22 protein-coding genes are annotated in these 26,020 nt (G+C 71.5%); 12 read left to right on the forward strand and 10 right to left on the reverse strand.

Features of this window, described 5'->3' with window-relative positions; genetic code table 11:
• Positions 1 to 68 precede the first annotated feature (68 nt).
• Positions 69 to 1,385: an ABC transporter substrate-binding protein gene (locus KK087_RS01440; protein WP_307858337.1), complete on the reverse strand. Its 1,317-nt coding sequence runs from the start codon at positions 1,383 to 1,385 to the stop codon at positions 69 to 71.
• Entirely contained in the window at positions 1,382 to 3,391 is a 2,010-nt protein-coding gene (locus KK087_RS01445; RefSeq protein ID WP_214563963.1) for a glycoside hydrolase family 127 protein, read from the reverse strand. Before KK087_RS01445 ends, KK087_RS01440 begins: the two co-directional genes overlap by 4 nt.
• Positions 3,392 to 3,555: 164 nt before the next feature.
• Here KK087_RS01445 and KK087_RS01450 point away from each other — a divergent pair, with 164 nt between their 5' ends.
• The 10 genes from KK087_RS01450 (at position 3,556) to KK087_RS01495 (ending at position 16,582) form a co-directional block, all read left to right on the forward strand.
• Positions 3,556 to 4,554 (forward strand): LacI family DNA-binding transcriptional regulator, encoded by a 999-nt coding sequence (locus KK087_RS01450; protein ID WP_214563964.1) that lies wholly within the window; start codon positions 3,556 to 3,558, stop codon positions 4,552 to 4,554.
• Between the two features lie 236 nt (positions 4,555 to 4,790).
• A complete protein-coding gene (locus tag KK087_RS01455) occupies positions 4,791 to 6,533 on the forward strand; it encodes a xylulokinase (RefSeq protein WP_214563965.1) in 1,743 nt (580 codons plus the stop codon).
• Positions 6,530 to 7,240 (forward strand): L-ribulose-5-phosphate 4-epimerase, encoded by a 711-nt coding sequence (locus KK087_RS01460; protein WP_214531116.1) that lies wholly within the window; start codon positions 6,530 to 6,532, stop codon positions 7,238 to 7,240. Before KK087_RS01455 ends, KK087_RS01460 begins: the two co-directional genes overlap by 4 nt.
• Positions 7,237 to 8,772, forward strand: coding sequence for an L-arabinose isomerase (gene araA, locus KK087_RS01465; protein ID WP_214531118.1), 1,536 nt, complete (start codon positions 7,237 to 7,239; stop codon positions 8,770 to 8,772). The genes KK087_RS01460 and araA overlap by 4 nt, the downstream gene beginning before the upstream one ends.
• Before the next feature lie 18 nt (positions 8,773 to 8,790).
• Positions 8,791 to 10,065: an FAD-binding protein gene (locus KK087_RS01470; RefSeq protein WP_214563966.1), complete on the forward strand. Its 1,275-nt coding sequence runs from the start codon at positions 8,791 to 8,793 to the stop codon at positions 10,063 to 10,065.
• A gap of 94 nt (positions 10,066 to 10,159) precedes the next feature.
• Entirely contained in the window at positions 10,160 to 11,050 is an 891-nt protein-coding gene (locus KK087_RS01475) for a cation-transporting ATPase (RefSeq protein WP_214563967.1), read from the forward strand.
• Positions 11,051 to 11,254: 204 nt separating this feature from the next.
• Entirely contained in the window at positions 11,255 to 12,922 is a 1,668-nt protein-coding gene (locus tag KK087_RS01480) for an ABC transporter substrate-binding protein (protein WP_214531123.1), read from the forward strand.
• Positions 12,919 to 14,649 carry a dipeptide ABC transporter ATP-binding protein gene (locus KK087_RS01485; protein WP_214563968.1) on the forward strand — a complete coding sequence of 577 codons (1,731 nt, stop codon included), beginning with the start codon at positions 12,919 to 12,921 and terminating at the stop codon, positions 14,647 to 14,649. Before KK087_RS01480 ends, KK087_RS01485 begins: the two co-directional genes overlap by 4 nt.
• A complete protein-coding gene (locus tag KK087_RS17755; protein WP_214543975.1) occupies positions 14,646 to 15,581 on the forward strand; it encodes an ABC transporter permease in 936 nt (311 codons plus the stop codon). Before KK087_RS01485 ends, KK087_RS17755 begins: the two co-directional genes overlap by 4 nt.
• Positions 15,578 to 16,582, forward strand: a complete 1,005-nt coding sequence (locus KK087_RS01495; protein ID WP_214531127.1) for an ABC transporter permease — start codon at positions 15,578 to 15,580, stop codon at positions 16,580 to 16,582. Before KK087_RS17755 ends, KK087_RS01495 begins: the two co-directional genes overlap by 4 nt.
• A 163-nt stretch (positions 16,583 to 16,745) precedes the next feature.
• Here the strand turns inward: KK087_RS01495 and KK087_RS01500 are convergent, their stop codons facing one another.
• The 6 genes from KK087_RS01500 to KK087_RS01525 form a co-directional block, all read right to left on the reverse strand.
• Entirely contained in the window at positions 16,746 to 18,065 is a 1,320-nt protein-coding gene (locus KK087_RS01500; protein ID WP_214563969.1) for a GNAT family N-acetyltransferase, read from the reverse strand.
• 615 nt (positions 18,066 to 18,680) lie between these two features.
• Complete coding sequence (locus KK087_RS01505) at positions 18,681 to 19,112, reverse strand: hypothetical protein (RefSeq protein ID WP_214564038.1); 432 nt, start codon at positions 19,110 to 19,112, stop codon at positions 18,681 to 18,683.
• Positions 19,078 to 19,860 carry a signal peptidase I gene (locus KK087_RS01510; RefSeq protein ID WP_214530938.1) on the reverse strand — a complete coding sequence of 261 codons (783 nt, stop codon included), beginning with the start codon at positions 19,858 to 19,860 and terminating at the stop codon, positions 19,078 to 19,080. The genes KK087_RS01505 and KK087_RS01510 overlap by 35 nt, the downstream gene beginning before the upstream one ends.
• Positions 19,848 to 20,744 carry a hypothetical protein gene (locus KK087_RS01515; protein WP_214530940.1) on the reverse strand — a complete coding sequence of 299 codons (897 nt, stop codon included), beginning with the start codon at positions 20,742 to 20,744 and terminating at the stop codon, positions 19,848 to 19,850. Before KK087_RS01515 ends, KK087_RS01510 begins: the two co-directional genes overlap by 13 nt.
• Positions 20,741 to 21,319, reverse strand: a complete 579-nt coding sequence (locus KK087_RS01520) for a TasA family protein (protein ID WP_214543972.1) — start codon at positions 21,317 to 21,319, stop codon at positions 20,741 to 20,743. The genes KK087_RS01515 and KK087_RS01520 overlap by 4 nt, the downstream gene beginning before the upstream one ends.
• A 45-nt stretch (positions 21,320 to 21,364) precedes the next feature.
• Positions 21,365 to 21,919 (reverse strand): alternate-type signal peptide domain-containing protein, encoded by a 555-nt coding sequence (locus KK087_RS01525; protein WP_214530944.1) that lies wholly within the window; start codon positions 21,917 to 21,919, stop codon positions 21,365 to 21,367.
• 393 nt (positions 21,920 to 22,312) lie between these two features.
• Between KK087_RS01525 and pnuC the strand changes: the two genes are divergently transcribed.
• Together pnuC and KK087_RS01535 are read left to right on the forward strand one after the other, a co-directional pair.
• Positions 22,313 to 22,978: a nicotinamide riboside transporter PnuC gene (gene pnuC, locus KK087_RS01530; protein WP_214530946.1), complete on the forward strand. Its 666-nt coding sequence runs from the start codon at positions 22,313 to 22,315 to the stop codon at positions 22,976 to 22,978.
• Positions 22,979 to 23,088: 110 nt separating this feature from the next.
• A complete protein-coding gene (locus KK087_RS01535; RefSeq protein WP_214530948.1) occupies positions 23,089 to 23,721 on the forward strand; it encodes a TetR/AcrR family transcriptional regulator in 633 nt (210 codons plus the stop codon).
• A gap of 26 nt (positions 23,722 to 23,747) precedes the next feature.
• Here KK087_RS01535 and KK087_RS01540 read toward each other — a convergent pair whose 3' ends face one another.
• Both KK087_RS01540 and KK087_RS01545 read right to left on the reverse strand, forming a co-directional pair.
• A complete protein-coding gene (locus KK087_RS01540; RefSeq protein ID WP_214563970.1) occupies positions 23,748 to 24,968 on the reverse strand; it encodes an ABC transporter permease in 1,221 nt (406 codons plus the stop codon).
• On the reverse strand, positions 24,965 to 25,900 hold the full coding sequence (locus KK087_RS01545) for an ABC transporter ATP-binding protein (protein WP_214530951.1): 936 nt from the start codon (positions 25,898 to 25,900) through the stop codon (positions 24,965 to 24,967). The genes KK087_RS01540 and KK087_RS01545 overlap by 4 nt, the downstream gene beginning before the upstream one ends.
• Positions 25,901 to 26,020: the final 120 nt, after the last annotated feature.

Here is a 26,020-nt window from a genome sequence, read left to right on the forward strand (position 1 = left end):
TCAACAAGAGCGAGACGAGCGAGACGAGCGAGACGAGCGAGACGAGCGGAGAAGACAGGCGGGCAGGCTCAGGCCTGCACCTGGTCGAGGATCCGCTGGTAGTCGGACTGCGCCGTCCGCATGGCGGCCGCGCTCCCCGACCCGAACACGGCCTCGCGGAACATCGCGAAGTACGGCGACGACGGCTGGTTGTTGAGCAGGTTGTACGCAAGCGTCTGCGGTGCGTAGCCCTCCTCGATGGCGTCGAGCGGCCCGTACGCCAGCGGGAACCGCTTGCGGTACTCCGGAGTGGCGGCGTCCGACCGCGTCGGGAAGTACCCGCCGTCCGGCAGCGCCTGCTGTTGCTGCAGGCTGTTCGCGTACTGCATGAACGCCCATCCGCCGGACGGGTTCGCCGCCCCGTTCGGGATGCACATGTTGTCGCCGCCGTCGAAGAACGACCGCTGGCCGTCCCACGACGGGATGAGCACCGTCTGCATCTTCGCCCGCATCGCCTTCGTGGCCGCGGGCACGGTCGCCCCGTACGAGGTCGGGAAGATCCCCACCTTGCCGGCCCGGAAGTCGGCGCCCCACGTGGTGCCGGCGTCGGAGTACGTCGCCTTCGACAGCACGCCGTCCTGCCACAGCTGCCGGTAGAACTCGAGCATGCGTTCGAGGGCCTCGTTGCCGGTGATGTTCGCCCGCTGGGATCCCACCTCGCCGGTCATCATGTCGACCCCGGTCGCCCAGACGTGCGGCTGGGTGACGAAGCCGATGATGCCGGCGGCGTTGCCGGAGATCGACCAGCCGTACACGTCGTCGTCGAGCTTCCGGATGGCCTTCGCCGCGTCGAGCAGCGTCGACAGGTCCTTCGTCGACTCCTCGACGTCGAGGCCCGCCCGCTCGAACAGCTCGGTGTTCACGAACAGCTGCGAGTTGTCCGCCAGGTAGGGCAGTCCGTAGTACCGGTCGCGGTACTCGAGCAGCCGCAGGTGCCCCGGCGAGATCGCGTCGAAGTAGTCGAGGCCCTTCACCACGTCGGTCAGGTCGGCGAACGCCTCGCGGAAGATGAACAGCTGCGAGTTGATGTCGTCGATGTCCACGACGTCCGGCGGCTCACCCCCGCGGATCGCGGTCGCGAGCTTGGTCACGTACTGCGCGTCCGGCACGGGCGTCAGCTGGACCTGCAGTTCCGGGTTCGCCTTGTTGAACCCGGCGACGGCCGACGTCAGGCCGGCCTGGGTCGCCGATCGGCACCACACCTGCACGGTGCCGGTCGCGTCCTTCCCGAAGCTCGCGGGCTCCGCGTCGACCTTCGGCAGCGTGCCGGAGCACCCGGCCAGGGCGAGGGCGGCCCCGCCGGCGACGCCGCCGACGAGGAACGCACGGCGGTCCACGCCGGTCACCGCGCCAGCGGGAGCCAGACGCGCATCGGCGCGGCTCCCCGGTTGGCCCACGCGTAGTACGGGACCGCGGTCGCGGTGACGTCGCGACCGTCGTGACCGGCCTGGAGGCCCGTGGTCGCGCCCTGCGGACCGGCCACGTCGTCGACGCTGGTCGCGTCGCGGGCCGTGGTCGCGCCTCCCGGCCCGTCCAGCCGCTGGTACGGCCAGGCCGGCTGCGCGTGCTCGGCCGGGGCGTGCCCCGGGATCCGCAGCGTGACGACCCCGTCGAGCAGGTCGCCGCGGCGCTCCTCGGTGATCGGTGCGTCGGCGTCGACCGTCAGGTCGTCGACCGTGAAGCCCTGCTGGTCCGCCTGCTCGACCGCGTACACGAGCGGGCCGCGCTCGATCGCGACCTGCCCGCGGGCGGCGTCGATGCGGGCGTCGGCGACGTAGCGGTGCGGCGTGGTGTCGAAGACGAGCTCGACGGTGTCGCCGGCGGTCCACTCGCGGTCGATGACGTGGAGCGTGCCCGCTGCGGGACTCGCGTCGCCACCGGCGCCCGTGACGGTCGTGGTGTCCGACCAGGCCGGGATCCGCAGCCCCAGGGCGAGCGGTCCGTCCTCGGTGACCGTGACGACCACGCGGCCGTCGTGCGGGTAGTCGGTCTCGACGCGCACCGGACCGAGGTCGGCCGTGGCGTACTGGTGGATCTGCAGCCCGCCGTCGGTCGCGGTCGCCAGGTAGCCGTCGAGGCTCGCGAACGTGCGCATGATGTTCGGGGGGCAGCAGGCGCAGTCGAACCAGCCGCGACGCCCGTGTGCGGGGGAGCGGTTCTCGTCCTGGTGGGCGTGGTCGCGCTGCTGCAGCGGGTTCACGTAGAAGTACTCGGTGCCGGCCAGGCTCACCCCGGCGAGGAACGCGTTGTAGAGCAGGCGCTCGATCGCGTCGGCGTAGCCGGGCTTGCCGGTGGCGAGCAGCAGTCGCCAGGCCCACTGCACCCCGCCGATGGCCGCGCAGGTCTCGGCGTAGCCGCGGTCGGTCGGCAGTTCGTACGGGTCGCCGAACGCCTCCCAGTCCCAGCGGGCCCCGAGGCCGCCCGTGATGAACGCCTTCGTCGCCATCATGTCGGCGAACTGGCGCTCGCTCGCGGCGAGGAGCTCGGTGTCGCCGGTCTCGATCGCGACGTCCACGGCACCCGCAGCCAGGTACACGGCGCGGACGGCGTGCCCCTCGACGGTCGTGGCCTGCCGGCTCGGCACCCGGTCGGAGAAGTAGGTCGGCTCACCGCCGGCGCGCTCGATGATGCCGTGCCCGCGGGCGTCGACGAACCAGTGCGCCAGGTCGAGGTAGTCGCGGTTGCCGGTCTCGCGGTACAGCTCGACCAGGCCCATCTCGACGACGGGGTGACCGTCGACGTCGCGGGTCTTCGGCGTGCCGTCCGGTGCGGTGCCGTCGCCGAACGTGCGGACCAGGTGGTCGGCGTTCTTGATCGCGACCTCGAGCAGCCCGGTGTCGCCCGTCGCACGGTGCTGGGCCACGGCTGCCTGGTACAGGTGCCCGGCGCAGTACATCTCGTGGCTCCACTTGAGGTCCGTGTACCGCTCGCCCTTCCCGCGGACCTGCTGTACGGAGTCCAGGTAGCCGTCGTCCGCCTGTGCCCGGGCGTACAGGGCGGTGACCTCGCGCTGCAGGTCGAGCAGGTCCTCGGCGGGGGCGCGGCCGTACTCCCACGCCACGGCCTCGAGCCACTTCGTCACGTCGGAGTCCATGAAGATCGGGCCGACGGCCTCGCCCTCCTCGAGCCCCGCGGCGATGCGGAGGTTGCGGAAGTTGCCGGCCGTCTCGAGCTGCTGGTAGCCGCTCCGCACGGCGTCGCGGCCGTTGCGCTCCTGGCGGAGCGCCCAGAAGCCGCCGGTGATCCGGGCGTCGCCCGTCGGCAGCGGCCGGAGCGTGAGGTGCGCGTCGGCGGTCGGGAGGACCGGGGTCGCGGTGTGCGCGCCGCGATCGGTCGCGAGCGTGGTGGTCATGTCGCCTCCTTGCGATGTGACTGGCACCGTCCGGGTGGTTCGAGCTACCCGGAAAACGGTTTCTGCGGTGGACGTTACGACACGGGGTGCACGCCGCGCAAGGGCGTTCCAGCGGATTTGTGTAGGGTCGTCGGCACGTCCCGATCGTCGGAAAGGTGGTTGCCGTGACGCTCGAACGCACCGGACAGCCGATCCGCATCACCGACGTGGCGGCGCTCGCCGGGGTGTCGATCGGCACCGCGTCGAAGGCGCTCAACGGCACCGGGCAGCTGCGGGACGCCACCCGGCTGCGGGTGAAGGACGCCGCCGAGAAGCTCGGGTTCGTCGGCGATGCCCGAGCCCGTGCGCTGTCGTCGGGGCGGACCTACACCGTCGGCATGATCACCACCGACTCGTTCGGCCGGTTCTCGATCCCGGTGCTGCTCGGTGCCGAGGACGCCCTGTCCGCCGGACAGATGGCCGTGCTGCTGTGCGACACCCGCGACGACCACGTGCGGGAGGCCCACTACCTGCGCTCCCTGGCGGCCCGCGGCGTCGACGGCATCATCGTGACCGGTCGCTCCGCCGACGCCCGGCCGCCGATCGACGTCTCGATCCCCGTCGTCTACGCCTTCACGCCCTCGACCGACGACGCCGACGTGTCGATCACCCTCGACGACGCCGCCGGTTCTGCACTCGTCGCGTCCCACGTCCGCTCGCTCGGACGGCAGCGGGTCGCCATCGTGAGCGGACCGGCGCGGCACCGATCCGCGGTGCGTCGGGTGGCAGGGGCGACGTCGGTGCTCGGGTCGCACCTGGTCACCGAGCCGCTGTACGGCGAGTGGTCCGAGCGCTGGGGCCGGCAGGCCGTCGACGTGCTGGCTCGCGAGTCGCCCGAGGTCGACGCGATCGTCTGCGGCAGCGACCAGATCGCCCGGGGTGTGTGCGACCGGCTGCGGGAGCTCGGGCGTTCGGTGCCCGGAGACGTCGCGGTCACCGGGTTCGACGACTGGGACGTGATGGCGCTCGCCTCCAGGCCGCCGCTCACAACCGTGGACCTGCGGCTCGAGGAGCTCGGGCGCGTCGCCGGGCAGGCGCTCCTCGCCCTGATCGACGGGGGGACGGCGTCGTCGGCGGCCGTGACCCCGTCGCTCGTCATCCGCGAGAGCACCGTCGGCGCGTAGGGCGCCGGTCCGCCGGTGCCCCCGGGTCGCGGACGCCGAGGTTCCACGATCTGCGCAGCTCGGCGATCCGAGCGGCCGTTCGTGGAACCTCCGCGCAGAGTCGGCGGCGTGTCGTGCGACCTCGGCGCTCGGTCGGGACCGGGCACCTGGGCGGCGCGCCGCGGCGTTGCGTGTGTGAGCGCTCACGTGCCAGGATGTGAGCGCTCACTGAGGACGACGAGGTTCTGGAGGAACGCATGGGCGACGACCGCCGACAGCGGATCGTGGACGGCCGCACCACACTCGGGATCGAGCTCGGCTCCACCCGCATCAAGGCCTGCCTGGTGGACGAGGACCTCGTCCCCATCGCAGCTGGTTCCCACGAGTGGGAGAACGAGTACGTCGACGGCCGCTGGACCTACTCACTCGAGGCCGTCGAGACCGGCCTCCGTGCCGCGTACGCAGCCCTGGCCGCCGACGTCGAGTCGCAGTACGGCGTCCGACCGACGACCTACCGCGCGGTGGGCGTCAGCGCGATGATGCACGGCTACCTCGCCTTCGACGCCGCGGGTGAACTGCTCGTGCCGTTCCGCACCTGGCGCAACACCTCGACGGGTCCCGCGGCCGAACGGCTCAGCGACGCCCTCGGGTTCAACATCCCGCTGCGCTGGTCGATCGCGCACCTCTACCAGGCGGTCCTCGACGACGAGCCGCACGTGGCACAGATCGCGGGCGTCACGACCCTGGCCGGCTACGTGCACCGCCGTCTGACCGGTCGGGACGTCCTGGGTGTCGGTGACGCGAGCGGCATGTTCCCGATCCAGGGCGGCCCCGTCGACAGCGGCCCCGGTGACCCGGGCGCGAAGGACTTCGACCACGCCATGCTCGCCACCGCGCAGGACCTCATCGGCGTGCCGGACCTGCGGTCCCTGCTGCCCGAGGTCCTCGTCGCCGGTGCCGAGGCCGGTGAACTGACCCCCGAGGGTGCGGCCTGGCTCGATCCGACCGGCACGCTCGAACCCGGCGCGCCGCTCTGCCCGCCCGAAGGCGACGCCGGCACCGGCATGGTCGCGACGAACGCCGTGGCCCCGCGCACCGGCAACGTCAGCGTCGGCACGAGCATCTTCGCGATGGTCGTGCTCGAGCAGCCGCTGACCACCGCGCACGAGGAACTCGACGTCGTCACCACCCCGGCCGGGGACGCCGTGGCGATGGTGCACTGCAACAACGGCGCGAGCGAGATCGCGAGCTGGGCCCGGGTGTTCGGGCGCTTCGCCGAGGCCTCGAGCGAGCGGACCGGCGCGACCCCGATCGGCATCGACGACGTCTACGCCACCCTGCTCGCCGAGGCCGTCGCCGACGACACCGACCCCGACGCGGGCGGCCTGCTCTCCTTCAACTACCTGGCAGGCGAACCCGTCACCCACGTCGAGGACGGTCGGCCCCTGCTGCTCCGCACCCCCGGCGCACGCTTCACGCTCGGCAACCTGGTGCGCTCCGAGGTGCACGGTGCCTTCGCGACCCTGGCCATCGGCATGGACGTCCTGCACGGCGAACAGGTGCAGGTCGACCGGATGACCGCGCACGGCGGGCTGTTCCGCACGCCCGGCAGCCCGCAGCGGCTCCTCGCGGCGGCGTTGCGCGTGCCGATCGCGCTCGAGGAGACCGCGGGCGAAGGCGGCGCGTGGGGGATCGCCGTGCTGGCCGCCTACCTCGAGCACACCGACCAGCAGCTCGCCGACTACCTGTCCGACACCGTGTTCGGTGGGGACGCTGTGCACGTGGCCGAACCCGAGCCAGCGGACGTCGCCGGGTTCCAGACGTACCTGGAGCGCTACCGGGCCGCACTGCCCGTGCAGGACGTCGCCGCGGCGGCGACCCGCCCCGGCGCGACCACAGGACCGACCGAGCAGACCGACGGCGCCGACCCGCGCCTCCAGGCCGACACGACCGAGACGGCACGGACGAGCCAGACGACCCAGAAGGAAGTGACCCGATGACGGACGCGATCGACGAGACCACACGCCAGGCGGTGGCGACGACGCGTGAGCGCGTCGCGCGCCTGCACGGCGAGCTCGTCCGCTACGGCCTGGTGATCTGGACCGGCGGCAACGTCTCCGAGCGCGTGCCCGGCACCGACCTGTTCGTCATCAAGCCGAGCGGTGTGTCGAGCGACGACCTGACCCCGGCCAACCAGGTCGTCTGCACCCTCGACGGCGTGCCGGCCGAGGGCTGGGGGAACGAGCACGGTCCGTCCAGCGACACCGCCGCGCACGCCTACGTCTACCGGAACATGCCCGAGGTCGGCGGCGTCGTGCACACCCACTCGACGTACGCGACCGCCTGGGCTGCGCGTGCCGAGGCGATCCCGTGCGTCATCACGGCGATGGCGGACGAGTTCGGCGGACCGATCCCGGTCGGCCCGTTCGCGATCATCGGTGACGACTCGATCGGCCACGGCATCGTCGACACCCTCAGCGGCCACCGCAGCCGTGCGGTCCTGATGCAGAACCACGGCGTCTTCACGATCGGCAAGGACGCGAAGGACGCCGTCAAGGCGGCCGTGATGTGCGAGGACGTGGCACGGACCGTCCACATCTCGCGGCAGCTCGGCGACGCGGTCCCGATCCCCGAAGCAGACATCGATCGACTCTTCGATCGCTACCAGAACGTCTACGGACAGAACCCCGAAGGAGCCATGCGATGACGCAGGACACCACCGTCGCCCCCCAGGCCACGCTCGACAGCTACGAGGTCTGGTTCCTCACCGGCTCCCAGGGGCTCTACGGCGAGGAGACCCTGCGCCAGGTCGAGGAGCAGAGCAAGGCCGTCCACGCGGAACTCGCCGGTCACCTGCCGGTCAAGCTCGTCTGGAAGCCCGTGCTCAAGGACGCCGACGGCATCCGCCGGGCGCTCATCGAGGCGAGCGCCGACGACAGGGTCATCGGTGTCACCACGTGGATGCACACGTTCAGCCCGGCCAAGATGTGGATCGGCGGCCTGCAGGCCCTGACCAAGCCGCTGCTGCACCTGCACACGCAGGCGAACGTCACGCTGCCCTGGGCGGACATCGACTTCGACTTCATGAACCTCAACCAGGCCGCGCACGGCGACCGTGAGTTCGGTTACGCCCTGGCCCGCCTGGGCGTCCGGCACGCCACGGCCGTCGGTCACGTCTCGGACCCCCGCGTCCAGCAGCGCGTCGCGAACTGGACCCGTGCCGCGGCCGGTGCGGCAGCCGTCCGGTCGCTGAAGTTGACGCGCTTCGGCGACAACATGCGCTACGTCGCCGTCACCGAGGGCGACAAGACCGAGGCCGAGATCGAGCTCGGCGTGCAGGTCAACACGTGGGCCGTCAACGAGCTCGCGGCAGCAGTGGAGGCCGCAGAAGCGGACACGGCAGCGGTCGACGCACTCGTGGCGACGTACGAGCGCGACTACGACGTGGACCCGTCACTCCGCAGCGGCGGCGGCGAACGGCACGCCGCGCTCCGCGACGGCGCCGCCATCGAGATCGGTCTCCGCACCCTGCTCGCGCAGAACGGCAGCGCCGCGTTCACCACGAACTTCGAGGACCTCGGCTCGCTCAAGCAGCTGCCGGGCCTGGCCGTGCAGCGTCTGATGGCCGACGGCTACGGTTTCGGTGCCGAGGGCGACTGGAAGACAGCCGTCCTCGTCCGCGCGATGAACGTCGCCGGCGCCGGCCTGCCCGGTGGTGCCTCCCTGATGGAGGACTACACCTACGACCTCACCCCGGGTGCCGAGAAGATCCTCGGTGCCCACATGCTCGAGGTCTCGCCGGCACTCACCACCACGAAGCCGACGCTCGAGATCCACCCCCTCGGCATCGGCGGCAAGGACGACCCGGTCCGCCTGGTCTTCACCGCCGACTCCGGCGAGGCCGTCGTCGTCGCGCTGTCCGACACCCGCGACGGCTTCCGCCTCACCGCGAACGTCGTCGACGTCGTGCCTCCGACCGAGGCCCTGCCGAAGCTGCCCGTCGGCCGCGCGGTCTGGGAGCCCCGGCCGTCGTTCCCCGTCGCCGCCGAGGCCTGGCTCACCGCCGGCGCCGCGCACCACACCGTGATGACGACGGCGGTCGGCCTGCAGGTCGTCGAGGACTTCGCGACCATGGTCGGCACCGAGTTCCTGGTCATCGACGAGCACACCACCGCCCGCGGCTTCCGCGACGAGCTGCGTCTCCAGCAGACGTGGCACCGTCTCGACCGCGGCTTCTAGAGGAGTCAGGACCCCGAGATGAGCGACGTGATCGCGGCCGAGCGCACCCGCACCAACTGGGCGGGCAACGTGACGTACCGCGCGTCGGCGCTGGCCAGCCCGACGTCGGTGGACGAGCTCCAGCAGCTCGTCGCGGCGACGCCGCGCCTGACGGCGCTCGGCTCGCGACACTCGTTCAACACCATCGCCGACACCGACGCCGTCCAGGTGTCGTTGTCGGACCTGCCGCCCGTGCTCGACATCGACACGTCGCGTCGCGTCGTGCGGGTCGCCGCCGGCATGACGCACAGCCAGGTCGCGACCGGTCTGGAGGCCCGTGGCTGGGCACTCGGGAACCTCGCGTCCCTGCCGCACATCTCCACGGCCGGGGCCGTCGCCACGGGAACGCACGGCTCCGGTGTGCGGAACCCGTCGCTCGCGCAGGCGGTCGTCGGCCTCGACGTGGTGCGCGCCTCCGGTGAGCTCGCGCACGTCGACGCCTCGTCGCCGGACGGGCTGCTCGACGCCCACCGGGTGGGGATCGGCGCGCTCGGCGTCGTCACCGCGGTGGAGCTCGCGATCGAGCCGACGTTCCAGGTCGCCACGACGGTGCACCTCGACCTGCCGTGGGACGCCGTCGCCGAGCAGTTCGACCAGGTCATGTCCGACGCGTACTCGGTGTCGATGTTCACGTCGTTCGACGACCGCGGCGCACGGCAGGTCTGGGTCAAGCACCGCGTCGACGAGGCCGCTCCGACCGTCGACCTGGTGGCGCTCGGTGCCCGTGCCGCCTCGGGACCGGTGCACCCGGGGGCGAACGACCCGGCCGGGGTCACCGAGCAGGGCGGCGTACCGGGGCCGTGGTCCGAGCGGCTGCCGCACTTCCGGTCCTCGTTCACCCCGTCCACCGGGGCCGAGATCCAGGCGGAGTACCTGATCTCCGCGGGCTCAGCGGTGGCCGCACTCCAGGCGCTCCGACCGCTGGCGTCGCTGTTCGCCCCGATCCTCATCGCCGCGGAGGTCCGCACCGTCGCGGCCGACACCGCCTGGCTCGCGCCGTCGTCCGGTCGGCAGTCGGTCGGCCTGCACTTCACGTTCCGTCGTGACCCCGCCGCCGTGTCCGCGGCGGTGGCCCGGATCGAGGACGTCCTGGCACCGTTCGACCCTCGGCCGCACTGGGGCAAGGTCTCGGCTGCGAGTGCGGAGCGGCTGCACGAGGCGTACCCGCGGTTGTCCGACTTCGCTGCGCTCGCCCGTGACCTCGACCCCACGGGGCGGTTCCGCAACGCGTTCCTGGCCCGCATCCTGTCCTGAGCCGCGCCGTTTCCCAGCGGATCGGGATGCGTTGTCCGGGTGTCGCACCGGAGCAGCGCCGGGCGTTCACATGTGAGGACGCAAAGGTCGGGGCATGGCGAACCTCAACCGCATCATCGGCATGGCCTCCAAGGCCATCGACAAGCAGCTCCAGAAGCGTGGGCAGGGGGGAACCGCGCCCGGCGCCGGATCACAGCAGGGCGGAACCGACTGGCGTGGCATCGTGCGCAGCGCCGCCGACAAGCTGACCGGCGACGACCGGAACCAGCAGCAGCCGCCGCAGCAGTACGGCCAGCAGCCGTCGCAGCAGTACGGCCAGCCACAGCAGTACGGCCAGCAGCCGCCGCCGCAGCACGGGTCCGACGCCGACAAGGTCGCCCTGGCGAAGTACGACTACCTGCTCCGCACCTCGTCGCCGGAGCAGCTCGAACAGGTCCACCACGACGCCTTCGCGCGGCTCACCGCCGCGCAGCGCCAGCAGGTGCGCGACCGCCTGAACTCCGAGCTCCCGCCCCACGAGCACCTGCGCGACGACTCGGCGGGCGGCATGGCCCGTGCGATGACCCGCGGTGAGATGTCGCGTCCGGGTCTGGTCCGACGGGTCCTCGGCGGTTCGGGCCGTTCGGGCAACGGGCGGGGCCGCGGCGGCGCCTTCGCCGGTGGTGCAGCGGTCGGTGCCGGCGCGATGGCGTTCGGTGGCCTCGCCGCAGCGGTCGCCGGGGGAGCGGTGCTGAGCGCCGCCGCCGGCCCGGTCCTGGCGGGTGCCGCTGACCTGGGCGTCGACTTCGAGGGGATCGCCTCGGGCATGGGTGACCTCGGGCTCGGTGACCTCGGTGGTGGCGTCGAGGGGATCGTCGGCGAGGGCGAGCAGCTGCTCGGCGGGTTCGGTGAGCAGGCAGCAGGCTTCGGTGAGCAGGCGTCCGGCCTCGGCGAGCAGGCGTCGAACCTCGGCAACGACTTCCTCGGTGGGCTCTTCGACCGCTGACGCACTCGGGTGCGAACGCATCGGGAATAGCGGGACGGCGGACGGCGCTTGCAATGTTTCGTCGTGCGTCGTCCGAGGCGCGCGAGATTCGGACGGGCCACCGTCGCGGTGTCAGGATGGACGCCGCCCGGCGGGTGAACCGTTCCGCCGTCGCAGCGACCGCCACCGTGGTCGCGACCCCCTTCCCCGAGGAGCAGCACCGTCATGAGACGCCCCAACCGCCTGACGATCACCGCGGCCGTCGCCGCAGCAGCAGCCCTGGTCCTGACCGGCTGCTCGGGTGGGGGTTCGTCCGACGACGGTGCCGAGGGCACGGCCAAGGGCGGCACGCTGAACATCCTGACGCCGCAGACCTCGTTCCACCTCGACCCGGCGACCAGCCAGAGCCTCGGCATCACGTCGCTCGGTCTCGTCGCCCGACGGCTCACCACGTGGGACGTCGAGCCGGGGAAGACGGCGAAGGTCGTCCCGGACCTGGCGACCAACACCGGGGTCTCGAGCGACGACGGCAAGACCTGGACCTACACGCTGAAGGACGGCGTCGAGTTCCAGGACGGCACGCCGATCACGACGAAGGACATCAAGTGGGGCATCGAGCGCTCGTTCGCGCCGACCCTCAGCGGTGGTCTGAGCTACCACAAGTCGCTCCTGGTGGGCGGCGACGACTACAAGGGCCCGTTCGAGGGGAAGTCGCTCGACAGCATCGAGACCCCGGACGACAAGACCATCGTCTTCAAGCTGAACGACGCGTACGGCGACTGGCCGTGGCTCGCGTCGATGCCGGCGTTCACCCCGGTGCCCGAGGGTGAGGGGAAGGACACCGGTGCCTACGACCTGAAGCCGGTCGCCTCCGGTCCGTACCAGGTGCAGTCGAACACCCAGGGCTCGCAGGTCACGCTCGTCCGGAACAAGAACTGGAGCGCGAAGACCGACGAGGTCCGCACGGCCGGCCCGTCGAAGATCGTCTTCAAGGAGAGCCAGGACCAGTCCACGGCCACCCAGACGCTGATCGCGGACAACGGCGACGCCAAGAACTCCTTCGGGGCCATCTACCTCGGCGCCGCCGAGCTGAACCAGGTGCGCAGCAACCCGGCTGCGCAGGACCGCCTGGCCACGTCGAAGGCCGGCCCGATCACGTACATGGCGATCAACACGCAGCGCGGTGAGCTCAAGGACCTCAAGGTCCGCCAGGCGCTGCAGTACGCGGTCGACCGCAAGTCCTTCCGGATCGCCGCCGGCGGCGCGATCGCCGGCACTTACGCGTCCACGCTCATCACCCCGGGCATCGCCGGCCGCGAGGACTACGACCTGTACGAGACGAAGGCCACGGGCGACGTCGACAAGGCGAAGCAGCTGCTCGAGGAGGCCGGTGTCAAGGACCTCAAGCTGACCCTCGTCACGCAGAATGACCCCACCTACCTGGCCCAGGCGCAGGCGCTGCAGTCCGGGCTGAAGCGTGCCGGCATCGCCGTGACGCTCAAGCCGCTGGACTACGACTCCTTCACGCAGGCGACCACCAACGGCACCGACTTCGACCTGTCGCTGTCGAGCTGGCAGCCGGACTTCCCGAGCGCGAACGCCAACCTGCAGCCCCTCTACGCCTCGTCCCAGATCGGTGGCGGCGGCTACAACGTCTCGAAGTACAGCAACCCCGAGGTCGACGCGCTCATCGCGAAGGCCAGCTCCACGGTCGACCAGGACGACGCGCAGAAGCTCTGGGCCGAAGCGGACCAGGAGATCATGGCCGACGCCCCGGTCGTGCCGCTGATCTACGCGAAGCAGTCGTTCCTCGCCGGTTCGAACGTGCAGAACTTCCAGATCGCGGACTTCCCCGCGTACCCGAACTACCTCAAGGTCTCGCTCGAGCAGTGACGGAACCGATCCTGCAGGTCGAGGGGCTCCGCGTCGCGTTCGGCGACGCGGAGCCCGTCGTCCGTGACGTCTCCTTCGACCTGACGCCCGGCCGGGTCCTCGCCCTGGTGGGGGAGTCCGGCTCGGGCAAGTCCGTCAGCGCCATGAGCGTGCTCGGCCTCCTGCCGCCGCAGGCCTCGGTGTCCGGGAGCGCCCGGTTCCGGGGCGAGGAGCTCGTCGGCGCCCCCGTCGAGACCCTCCGCGGTGTCCGCGGTGCCGGCATCGGCGTGGTGTTCCAGGAGCCGATGAACTCGTTCACGCCCGTCCTGTCGATCGGCACGCAGATCGCCGAGGCGGTCCGGGCACACCCGACCGGGCTCGACCGCGCGGGGGTCACGGCCCGCGTCGACGAACTGCTGCGGGACGCCGGGCTCACCGACCCGCAGCGCATCCGGAAGGCCTACCCGCACGAACTGTCCGGTGGCCAGCTCCAGCGCGCGATGATCGCGATGGCCCTGGCCGGTGACCCGGTCGCGCTCTTCGCCGACGAGCCCACGACCGCGCTCGACGTGACCGTGCAGGCCGGCATCCTCGACCTGCTGCGGCGACTCGGCCGCGAGCGCTCCCTCGCGGTGCTGCTCATCACCCACGACATGGGTGTGGTGGCGGACGTCGCGGACGACCTGCTGGTGCTGCGCCGCGGCGACCCGGTCGAGCACGGGACCGTCGCCGAGGTCTTCGCCCACCCGACCGCCGACTACACGCGCGAGCTCCTCGCGGCCGTCCCCAGTCTGGAGGCGCCGGACGCCAGGGCCGGCGAGCCCGGCTCACGCGCCCAGCGACAGGTCACGGCTCCGGGCGCGCGTGAGGTGTCGCCCAGCGCGAAGACCGCTGCGGTGCGCGACGAGGCGGACGCGAGCCGTGCCTCCAGACAGTCCGTGGCGCGCCTGCGTGACGTCGCCGTGCGGTACTCGCGCCGAGGCGGACCGACCGTTTCCGGGATCGACCTCGACCTGCACGCCGGCGAGACCGTCGGCCTGGTGGGTGAGTCCGGTTCCGGGAAGTCCACGATCGGCCGGGCGCTCGCGGGCCTGGTACCCGTCGTCGCCGGCTCGGTCGAGGTGGACGGCAGCGACCTGCGCACCGCTCGTGGGCGACGACTGCGCGAGTTGCGCAGCCGCGTCGGCATCGTGTTCCAGGACCCGGCGTCGTCGCTCAACCCGCGGCAGACCATCGGGTGGAGCATCGCGGAACCGCTGCTCGTGCACGGTACCGACTCCGCCGCCGAGCGCGCGGAGCGGGTGCGCGAGCTGCTGACCGCGGTGCAGCTCGACCCCTCGTGGGCCGAGCGGTTCCCGCACCAGCTGTCCGGCGGCCAGCGGCAGCGCGTCGCCGTCGCACGTGCGCTCGCGCTGCGGCCCGCACTCGTCATCGCCGACGAACCGACCTCGGCACTCGACGTGACGGTGCAGGCCGCCGTGCTCGACCTGCTCGCCGCACTGCAGCAGGAGTTCGGGTTCGGCATGCTGCTCATCAGCCACGACCTCGCCGTCGTCCGCCAGCTCGCCGACCAGGTGATCGTGCTGCGCGACGGCCGGGTCGTCGAGCGGGGGAGCACCGACGCGGTGCTCGACGACCCGCAACAGGACTACACGCGCATGCTCCTCGCCGCAGCGCCCGTCGCCGATCCGGTGCGACAGGCCGCTCGCCGCGAGGCGTGGCGCGCGTGGGAAGGAGTGGCCTCGTGACGGCCAACGTCGTCGACCGACCGGTCGCACCGTCGGGCCGCACGACCGGCTTCCGGGCCGTCGTGCGCCGGGTCCGACAGGACCGCTGGGCGGTGGCCTCGGCAATCGTCATCGCGGTGTTCCTGGTGGTCGCCGTGGCGGCACCGCTCATCGCGAAGCTCTCCGGGCAGGACCCGTACGCCTACGACATCGACGCGCTCAACTCGTTCGGTGCGCCCAGCGGTCCGGGTGGGGGCATCAGCGGTGAGCACTGGTTCGGCGTCGAGCCGCTGACCGGGCGCGACCTGTTCTCGATCGTCACGTACGGTGCCCGGACCTCGCTCGGCATCGGGCTCGCGGCGACGCTGGTGTCGATCGTCATCGGCGTGCTCGTCGGTGTCACGACCGGGTTCTTCGGCGGCTGGTACGACCGGGTGCTCTCGCGGGTCGTCGACGTGATCTTCGGGTTCCCGTCGCTCGTCTTCATGATCGCCCTCACCGCGATCGTGCCGACGTCGTTCCCCAAGCCGGTCCTGGTCGTGCTCGTCATCGGGTTCTTCGGCTGGCCGGCCGTCGCCCGTGTCGTCCGGGGCCAGACCCTGTCGCTGGTCAGCCGGAACTACGTCGTCGCCTCCACCGCGATGGGCGCCGGGAGGTGGCACGTCATCCGGACGCAGCTGCTGCCGAACCTCGCCGCGACGATCACCGTCTACGCGACCATCTCGATCCCGTCGATGATCGGTGCCGAGGCTGCCCTGTCGTTCCTCGCCGTCGGCGTCAACCCGCCGACGCCGTCGTGGGGCCGCAGCATCGGCGACGCCATCGGCTGGGTGCAGACCGACCCCATGTACCTCGTGTTCCCCGGAGTGGCCCTGTTCCTCATCACCCTCGCGTTCAACGTGCTCGGCGACGCTCTGCGCGACGCCCTCGACCCGCGAGGGGGCACCCGGTGAACGCCGCGACCCTGCGGTTCCTGGCGATCCGCGTCCTCGGTGCCGCGGTCGTGCTGCTCGTCGTCGCGGCCATCACCTACGCGCTGTTCATGCTGCTGCCGACCAACCCGGCGCGGGCGATCTGTGACAAGCCGTGCACCCCGGACCGGCTGCGCGAGGTCCAGGCGTTCCTCGGCACGGACAAGCCCTGGCTCGCGCAGTTCGGCGCCTACCTGGCCGGGATCTTCACCGGCCGGACCTTCGGCAGCGGCAACAGCGTGATCGAGTGCGCGGCGCCGTGCTTCGGGTACTCGTTCCAGCTGCACGAGAGCGTCACCGAGCTGATCCTGTCGCGCCTGCCCGTCACCGCCTCGATCGCCGTCGGCGCCGCCGTGCTGTGGCTCGTCACCGGGGTCGTCGGCGGAACCGTCTCGGCGCTGCGCCGGGGGACCTTCGTCGACCGGGCCGTGATGACGGTCGCGGTCGCCGGGGTCTCGGCGCCGACGTACCTGGTCGGGCTGCTCGGCATCCTGCTGTTCGGGTTCGTGCTCGGCGTCCTGCCGACGAGCGGGTACGTGGCGTTCAGCGACGACCCCGTCGGCTGGTTCACCCACCTGGTCCTGCCGTGGTGCGTGCTCGCGTTCATCAGTGCCGCGATCTACGCCCGGCTCACCCGCGGCGAGATGCTCGAGTCGATGTCGCAGGACTTCGTGCGGACCGCTCGGGCCAAGGGGCTGCGGGAGCGTCAGGTCGTCGTGCGGCACGGACTCCGGACCGCGATCCTGCCCGTGGTGACGCTGTTCGGGCTCGACCTCGGGTCGCTGCTCGGCGGTGCGGTCATCACCGAGAAGGTGTTCTCGATGCAGGGACTCGGCGCGCTGCTCATCGACGCGGTGCACACGCTCGACCTGCAGGTCGTCGTCGGCTTCACGCTGTTCTCGGCGCTGCTGATCGTCACGGCGAACGTGATCGTCGACGTGGTCTACGCGTTCGTCGACCCGCGGGTGCGGCGCCGGACGTAGGGCCGCTGTCCGCTCGTGTGGTGCGAGGTTCCGTACTCCGTGTGAGGTCGTCCGCATGCCACGGAATCGGGAACCTCGCACCAGGGCGCCCGAGCCTCGCACCCGGGCGCCCGCCCCTCGCACGGTGCGAGGCTCACGCCTCAGCCTGCGCGGGCGACGTCGATCAGAAGTACGTGATCCCGTGCGGCGTCCGCGGCGGCAGCAGCATCGCCCGGAGCAGCTCCACCGACGCCGGGTCCGTCGCGCGGACGAGCCCCGCCGCCGCCAGCGTGACGGGGGAGACCGACCCGATCAGCAGCGCACCGAGCTCCGCGACGTCGAGCTGGACGTCAGAGCCGGCCACGTCGACGTCGTCGGCGATGCGCGTGACGGTGCCACGGGCCTCCTGGACGTCGAGGCGGTACGTCCCGGTGGTGAAGCCGAGCGCGTCGGTGACCCCGAGTGTCAGCGACCCGTCGACGGCGAACGGCCGCGAGGTCAGCACCGCCGCGACGTCGAGCACCCGCAGCCAGACGTGGTCTTCTTCGTGGTCGACGTCGTACGCCCGGTTGTCCCCGAGCGCCGCGACGATCGGGTCGTCGAGGCGCGAGCGGGTGTACTTCACGACGTCGTTCAGGTCGATCGAGAGCAGGAACTCCCACAGGGCGATGTAGGCCGCATCGTTCGCGTAGACCAGGTCGACGACCTCGATCGAGGTGTCGGAACCCTGCCCCTCCTTGACGCGCCAGGTGACGTAGCCGTCGAGCTCGTCGGAGCCGTCGGGACGGTGCACGGCGGCACGGACGTCCTTCGCCTTCTGTCCGTCGTGCCCGAGCAGCCCGAACGCGATCGGCCAGGTGCCGGTGTTGCGGACCATGGAGCCGGGCGTGCGGACGTGGAAGCGGTCGAAGACCGCCTTGCCGGGACCGTCGGCAAGCCACTGCGGCGTCACGACCGACACCGTGCCGGACGTCGGTACGAGGAGGGGGAGCGCCCGTTCACGGCGGACGTGCACGGCGCGCTCGCGGACGGCGCAGCCGAAGCCGAAGCGACGGTAGATGGTGCCCTCGGACGCGGTCAGCGACGCGACGGCGTAGCCCTCGGCGACGCCGCGCTCGAGCGCGTGCGTCATCATCCGCCGCAGGATGCCGCGGCGACGCTCGGTCGGTCGGACGGTGACCGCGGAGATCGCCTGCGTGTCGACGGAGGACCCGTCACCCCAGCTCAGCGCCTTGCGGAACCAGGTGAAGGTGCCGGCCGGCCACGTCTCGTCGACGGACCCCGGGAACGGCTCGCGCACGTAGACGCCGAGGAACGTCTCTTCGTCGGCGATGAAGTGGGACGCCATGCGGGCTGCGCCCTCGTCGTCCGGGAAGGGTTCGTGGAACCCCATCCCCACGGCCTGCATCCACGCAGCCGTGTCGGCGTTCGGTGCCCCCTTGTCGTCCGTCCCGGGCGCGAACTCGCGCAGCTCGTAGCGGTCGTCGAATGCGTCGTTGCTCACGTTCCGACACTATCGGGGCCGGGTGACGTCGCGACAGACGTGTGGTGCGTCCGTCACATGCCGGGAGTTGGGTGTCGGGCGCACGGCGTACGGCGTACGGCGTACGGCGCACGGTGCGGGGTTCGTGGGTCGGCGCGGTGGAGGTGGTTCGGTGCGGGGTTGTGGCGGGGCACGGGGCGGGCAAGTTCGCACGGGTCGGGTGATCCGGCACGGTGCGGTTCCGTGGCTCTGGGCACGAGCTCGCACCGGGAGCGGGAACGCGCACGGAGCCTCCGGCACTGCACGGTGCGCATGCGCGACGAACCGGCATCGCACGGACGAACCCAGCACCGTGCGACTTCGTGGCCGCGTCAGTGGGGGCTCGCCCGGAGCCGCACGGTGCGGGGTTCGTGGGTCGGCGCGGTGGAGGTGGCTCGGTGCGGGGTCGTGGCGGGGCACGGGGCGGGCAAGCTCGCACGGGTCGGGCGATCCGGCACGGTGCGGTTCCGTGGCTCTGGGCACGAGCTCGCACCGGGAGCGGGAACGCGCACGGAGTCGCCGCCGCTGCACGGTGCGCATGCGCGACGAACCGGCACCGCACGACGAACCCCGCACCGTGCGACGGGCGTGGACGCGTCAGTCGGTCGCGCCGCCCGGGGGCTCCACGAGCAGTCCGACGCGGTCGTCCAGGTAGTCGGCGAGGGGGACTGCGGCGCCAGCGGCGGGGGACCAGCGGACGAGCGGCACGTCGTCGGCGACGACGAGCACACCCTCGGCACCGACGAGGGTGTCGTCGACGGGGATGGCGACGGCACCGTGGTTGACCGTGTCCCCGGCGGTGAAGTGGCCCTTCGCGGCGGCGGCACGGTAGGCGCGACGGACCTCGGCGGAGACCGACTGGTACTGCGACCGCCCCGGTTCGGTGACGCGGGTGATCGACCCGGTGGCCCAGACGCGGCCGGCTGTCTCGGGGGACGCCCCGATCAGGAGCGCGCCGACCCGCCACACCCGGCCGAGTGGCCGCATCGTCGGGTCACGACGGATCCCGAGGACGGCCTTCGGCTGCACGTACTCGCCGAGTGCTTCGTCGGGGACGTCCGCGGCGCGGAGCCGTCGGGCCGCTGCGTCGAGGAGCTCCCGCGCCCGCTGCACTCCGTCCGTCACGTCCACCGAGCCTAGACCGGGTGGTGGTCGTGGTCTCGGTGGTGGTCCGTTCGACGTGGTGCGCTGCGCTGCGGCGTCCGCGGACGGTGCCGGCACGGCGACGACGGGCCGTGCTGACGAAGCCGGCGGTCATCATGACCGCGCCGTACGTCAGGAGAACGCCGGCGACCGCGGGGATGAGCCAGCTCCGCGACCCGTTGACGACCTGGTTGACGATGCCGATCTCCGGCACGGAGTACCAGACCACGCCACGGATCTGCACGGCGGTGACCGGTGCCGGGTCGGCCTCGGCGTTGTTGTCGCCCTTGAGCACGAAGGTCCGCTCGCCGTCCGACGACGAGGCCACCGAGACCACCCGGTGACTGACGACCGCGGGCTGCCCGGACACGATCTGGTAGGTCACGACGTCGCCGACCCGGATGTCCTCGACCGGGGTCGGACGGACCACGAGCAGGGTGCCGGGGGGCAGCGTCGGCTCCATCGACCGCGTCAGGACCGTGAGCGGCATCGAGCCCGTGGCCTTCGGCACGACGATCAGCACGACGGCGAGGCCCGCGACGATGAGCAGCAGTCCGGTGCTGACCCCGAACGCGATCGCGTGGACGACCGCACGCCACCCGGTCCTGGGTGCCCTGGGGCTCAGACGCCGCATCGGATCGCCGCCCCGTTGTCCTGGGTGAAGAGCGTCACCTTGCCGGTGCCCGCGACGGTGGTCGTGGGGTTGCCGGCGCTGTCGAGCACCTTGACGGTGACGGTCAGCGTGCCGGCGGTGCCGGCGCTCGTGGGGATGTCCGGCGGCGCGATGGTGATGAACGCCGAGTAGTCCTGCGCCTTGTGCCCGACGGGGGTCGAACCGACGTAGGCCCCGTACCAGGTGTCCATCGGGCGGTTCGCGGCGTCCCACCGCACTTCGACGTACCAGCCGCCGTGGTCCGTGCAGACGAGCGACGGGGTGGCGTCGACCGTCGCCGCCGGGGTGGTCAGGGTGAAGCCGCCCGTCACGACACCGGAGGTCCAGGTCCCGCTCGTGACCGTGAGGTTGACGTTCACCTTGGCGGTCGAACCGGCCGGGGCGGACGACTGCAGGGTGCTGCGGGTGCACCAGACGGCGGAGGCGCCAGCGGCGAGCTTCGCGGTCATGCTCGGCAACGACGCCCAGCTGCCGGTGACCGACCCGCTGCCGACGGCCGTGCTCGTGGTGCAGGCAGCGGCCGAGGTGACCGGCCAGGCGACGACGGTGACGGCCTTCGCGAGTGCGGCCGAGCTGCCGGAGACGACGGAGACCGTGGTTGTGGCGCTGCCGCCGAGGGTGCCGGAGTCGGTCAGCGTGATCGGCTTCGTCGTCGAGGTGACGCTCGCCGAGAACGCCGTGGTGAGTGCGCTCGTGCCGCTGATCGACGCGGCGACCTTCCCGATCGTGGTGCTCGCGGCGGTGGTGCTGGCCGAGCTCCACACCGCCCACGCGGCACTCGAGGTGCCACCGACGAGCACGGCGGTGAGGAGCGCGGCGACGAGGAGTCGGAGGCGGCGGTTCATGCGGAGACCTGCGTTCCGGTGACGGTGAGGGTGAGGTCGGTGGTGGCGCCCGCGACGGACTGCGGGGCGTCGGCGTCGAGTGCCATCTCGAGGCACCCGATCCCGCTGGTTCCCGCCGGCAGGGTGAACGAACCGGTGCCGGTGTCGAAGGCGGCGAGCCGACCGCTCGTGCCGGTGAGCCCGGGGACGCACTTCGCGGTCGACGACACCATCGCGAGGTGCAGCGTCAGCTCACCGGTCGCCGCCGCGACGGACGACTTCGCGGACGTCGTCGCGACGCGCATCGACAGGGGGATCGATCCGGTGTTCCGTACCGTGAAGGTGCCGGTGGTGCTCGTGCCGGGCCCGAGGACCGCGGTGTTCATCGCCGTCGTGCTGCCGACCGTGATGGTCGCCGTGGCCGAGTGCACGGCGGTGCCCGAGGTGCTGGCGGTCCCGTTCCACAGCGCGTACGTGCCGCCGGTGCCGAGGAGCGCCGTGCCGACCGCGACGACCAGGGCGAGCGCGACCGGCCACACCCAACGGTGCCGTCGGGCTGCGCGGTGGCGTCCCGTCGTCCGTGGTGTGGCGGTCATGTGGCTGCTCCTGGTCGTCGTGGTCGGTGGGGTGCGATCGGGGGATCAGGAACCGATCGCGGTCTGGGTGAGCGTGAAGGCGAGCGCGCTCAGGTTGATCGAGCCGCCCTGGCCGGTGGTCGCCGAGGCGGGGAGCGTCACGGTGAAGACGACCTTGACCGTCGAGGTCGACGCGGACGGCGAGACCACGAAGGTGTTCGCGTTCGACGAGGACTGCACGACCGAGGCGCTCGACGAGGTCACGGCCAGCGTCTTCGTCGTGGCGGCGAGCAGCGCGGCGTCGCCGGTGATGCTCTGGTTGGCGTAGGTCAGGTTCGCCTTGAGGTCCTGGCCGGTCGCGCCGATGTTCAGCGTCTGCGTGAACTGGAACGTGTTGCCCGGGACCATCAGGGCCTTCGTCGGGTCGATCGCGGTGGAACGACCGTTCGTGATGTCCGTCCAGGCACCGTCGTTGTTGGCGCTCAGCGTCAGCGTGCCGGCGTTCACGGAGGACGCGGCGCTCGAGGCGCTGGCGTTCCAGAGGGCGAACGTGCCGGCACCGCCGAGGAGGAGGGCGACGCCTGCTGCGCCGGCGATGGCACCGGTGACGATCTTGTGCATGAGGGGTGGATCCGTTCCTGCGTGCCCGGGCACGCTGAAGCCCACCGGTGACATTCGGGCGTCGTTCCGGTGGGGAGGTTGTCATCGACCCAGTGGTTGGAGGGGGTCGCGGCTGACCGGTGCCGAGAACGGTCGCCGGGCCTCGGAGCGCATGTGCTGCTGCTCGGGCGGGCTGGACTCGCTCTGGTGACGACGGTACTCGTCCCCCAAAGTGCGGACAAGCGAGAACGATCGTTCACCAAGGCCCCAGAACGGGGGGCATTTGAGTCCCCGACAAGGAGGACACGTTTTGTACCCCAGTTTCTGGGTGCCCACTGTACGAAAACATGGCGCAATCGCAAGGAATGTGAGTACGCCGCTCGCCGTTGCACCGTCCGGAAACGAGGAGGGCCCATGGACATCGTGCGCTGGTTGTTCGACGCGCAGATCGTCATCGGCGACCAGACGGTGCTCTGGCGCGAGGTGATCGGCAACGTCTTCGGGCTGCTCAGCGCCCTCGGTGGCATGCGCCGCAAGGTGTGGGCCTGGCCGGTCGGACTGATCGGCAACGCGTTGCTCTTCACCGTCTTCATGGGGGCGCTGTTCGACACCCCGAACCCGGTCAACCTGCTCGGACAGGCCGGCCGTCAGGTGATGTTCATCATCGTGAGCATCTACGGCTGGTACCGGTGGACGCACCGCCCCGAGGACGCGACGACCGTGATCGACCCGCACTGGGCCTCCTGGCGGACCCGTCTGCTGCTCGTCGTCGGCCTGGTCGGCGGCACCGCCCTGCTGACCCCCGTCTTCCGAGCCCTCGGGTCCTACGAGCCGGTGTGGAGCGACGCCTGGATCTTCGTCGGCTCACTCCTCGCCACCTACGGCATGGCGAAGGGGTGGGTCGAGTTCTGGCTCGTCTGGGTGGCGGTCGACCTGGTCGGTGTCCCGCTGCTGTTCTCGGCGGGGTACTACGCGTCCGGCCTGATGTACGTCTTCTACGGGGTGTTCACCCTGACCGGGTTCTTCGTGTGGATGCGCCAGCGGGTCCGTCCGCCGGCGGCGCCGATCACCGTCGGCTGACCGGCCGGCGCAGCCGGGGCCGACCGATCGCGCCACGGGCTGACCCGAGCAGGAGCACGGCCCCCGGTCTGGGACGAGACAAACCCGCCGCGATGCGCTGTGATGGTCTGATGGAACCGCTGCATGCCGAACGCGCCGAGGACGACGAGTCCCTCGCCGAACGCACGGTGCGCGCGGCCATCCGGGCCTACCGACTGCACCCGTTCGACGCCGTCGACGCCGCGGTCATCGCCGAGGTCGCGGGCATCCCGCTCGAGACCGTCGAGCGGCTGTTCCCGACCTGGGACGGCCTGCTGCTCGTCACGTACGACCGGTGGTCGCAGCTGCGGGGGACGCGGCGCAGGAACCCCCCGACGTGCACGATCGCGCACGTCCGCCTGACCCTCGCCGAGGACGTCGCCGATCCCGGCCTCGTCCGGGTGCTCGCGGGACTCATCACCGTGGCGAGCTCGGACTCCGGGTTCGCCGAACTGTTCCGCAAGCGCTTCGAGGAGTACGCCGAGCAGCTGACCGTCGGCCTGCAGCGCGACTTCGACCAGGGCGCGGAAGAAGCGGGCATCCCGGCCTACCAGGCCGCCACCCAGCTGCTGGCGATGTACGAGGGGCTGCAGATCCAGATGCTCGTCCGCCCGCACATCGACGTCCTGGTCGAGTTCGACCGGGCGGCGAACACCCTGCGCCAGGGCTGGAAGCGGCACGCCGTCCCCTCGTGGGACCTCGACGAGGCACCTGTCCGCGTCTGACCCGCCCGGGCGGCGACGGACCGACGTCAGCCCCGCCGCCCCCGCCGCCACGACAGCACCTGCCGCACCGTCACCTTCGACCCGTACTGCGCGACCGAGTGCCGGAACAGGTACTCGGCGAACCACAGCAGCAGCCCGGCGACGACGAACACCTCGACGATGCAGACCACCGACTCCGTCACGGTGAGGGCACCGACCGCGTTCCGCACCATCGCGGTGATCGGCGTGAAGGTCGGGAAGTACGTGAAGAACTGCGCGACGGGCGAGGTCGGTGTCGTCATCACGAAGAACGCCGCGTACAGCGGGATGATGAGCGCGAAGATCGCGGCCGACTGCAGCGCCGAGGCGTCCTTGATCGACGGGACAGCGGCCCCGACGGCGACGAACAGCCCGGAAGCGAGCAGTACGCCGCCCACGAGCAGCAGCGCCCCGGTGACCATCCGCCACGGGTCGACGGTCAGGCCGCCGAGCCGCGACGACACCAGCGGCAGCGCGACGAGCAGCCCGATCAACCCGGGCACGACGAACACGCTGACCTGCACGAAGCCGACGAGCAGCATCGCGATCACCTTGCCGCGGATCAGGTCGCCCGCGGTGACCGTGGTCAGGATCATCTCGGAGATCCGGTTCTCCTTCTCCTCGACCACGACGGTGACCATCCGCGCGGCGAGCAGGATCACGAGCCCGAAGAACGCCGCCACGAACAGGAACGGCGGCACGACGGACAACCAGCCGGGCGCGACCCGGCCGTCCGCGTAGGTGGTGACGTCGGTGGCGGGCGGACTGCGCAGCAGCTCGACGGTCTCGCGGTCGTCCACCGACGCGGCGACGCTCTGCTCGAGCACCCGCTCGGCGAGCGACGAGTACACCCCGTTGGCGAACAGCCCCCGGTCGGCGGCGTCGACGCGGATCGCGGTGGTGGACGGCGACGACGGGAACACGATGAAGGCGTCGAGGTCACCGGAGCGCACAGCGGCCCGGTCCGCCGCGGCGTCGGTCGACGGCGTCCCGCCCCACTTCGCGGCGACGGACTCGGACACCAGGCCGGACTCGTCGACGTAGTGGAACGGGGTCTTCGTGGCCGACGACCCGGACACCACGGAGTTCGTGCCGGCCGCCTGACCGATGCCGACGAGCAGCGACACGACCACGATGACCACCGGCAGCGCGAGGGTGCCGATCCAGAACGCGGGCTTCTTCACCGCCCGGACGAACTCGAAGCGCACGACGGTGCCGAGGTTGCTCACGCGGCGGCTCCGTCGGCGGACGCAGCGGCCAGGGCGTCGTGCCCGTACACCTGCACGAAGATCTCGTCGAGCGGGATCCGGCGCATCTCGAACGCGGTGACGTGCACCCCGGCCGCGATGAGTCCTGCCAGGATGTCCGCGCCGTCCGGAGCGGCGGCCTGGGTCGGCACGAGGTACGCGACGTGCCCCTCGTGCCGGGCGAGCCGGTACAGCTGTGACCGCGGCACGGGGCCGTCGAGCCCCACGCGGGCGACGGCACCGCCGAAGGCGTCCTGCACGTCGGGCACCGAGCCGTACGCGGCGGCCCGGCCGTCCTTGAGCAGCAGGATGCGGTCGCAGAGCCGCTCGACCTCGTCCATGTGGTGCGTCACGAGGACCACGGTGGCGCCGTCGGTCTTCCGCTCGTCGACCAGGTCGAGCAGGAGCCGCCGGTTGACCGGGTCGAGCCCCTTCGTCGGTTCGTCGAGGATGAGCAGCCGGGGCCGGTCCATGATCGTGATGCCGAGCTGCACCTTCTGCTGCTGCCCGCCGGAGAGCTTGTCGACGCGCAGCTTCGCACGGTCGGCAAGGCCCACGCGCGCCAGGTAGTCCATGCTCCACGCGGTCGCCTCGGCGCCGCGGAGCCCGCGCAGGCGCCCGAAGTAGGTCATCACGTCGATGACGGACTCCTTGCGGTACAGCCCGCGCTCTTCGGGCAGGTAGCCGATGCCGCCGGTGGCCGGCCGGTAGGGGCGGCCGTCGATCGTCAGGGTCCCCGACGTCGGCGTGGTGATGCCGAGCAGGGCCCGGATGGTCGTGGTCTTGCCGGAGCCGTTGCTGCCGAGCAGCCCGAACGTCTCACCGGGAGCGACGTCGAACGACAGTCCGTCGACCACGTTGCGGTCCCCGAACCGCATCACGAAGTCCTGCACGCCGATGCTCGCCCCGCTCATGCGGCGACCCTACCGGTGGTTTCTTCCCAGAACGGCCGCGATGGGTTGCGGAAACGGGCGTACCTGGTCGGAACGTTCGACTCAGTACGCCCGTTTCCGCCGGGTACGCCCGTTTCGCCC

Source organism: Curtobacterium aurantiacum, from assembly GCF_018598555.1.
In the GTDB taxonomy this organism is placed as follows: domain Bacteria; phylum Actinomycetota; class Actinomycetes; order Actinomycetales; family Microbacteriaceae; genus Curtobacterium; species Curtobacterium aurantiacum.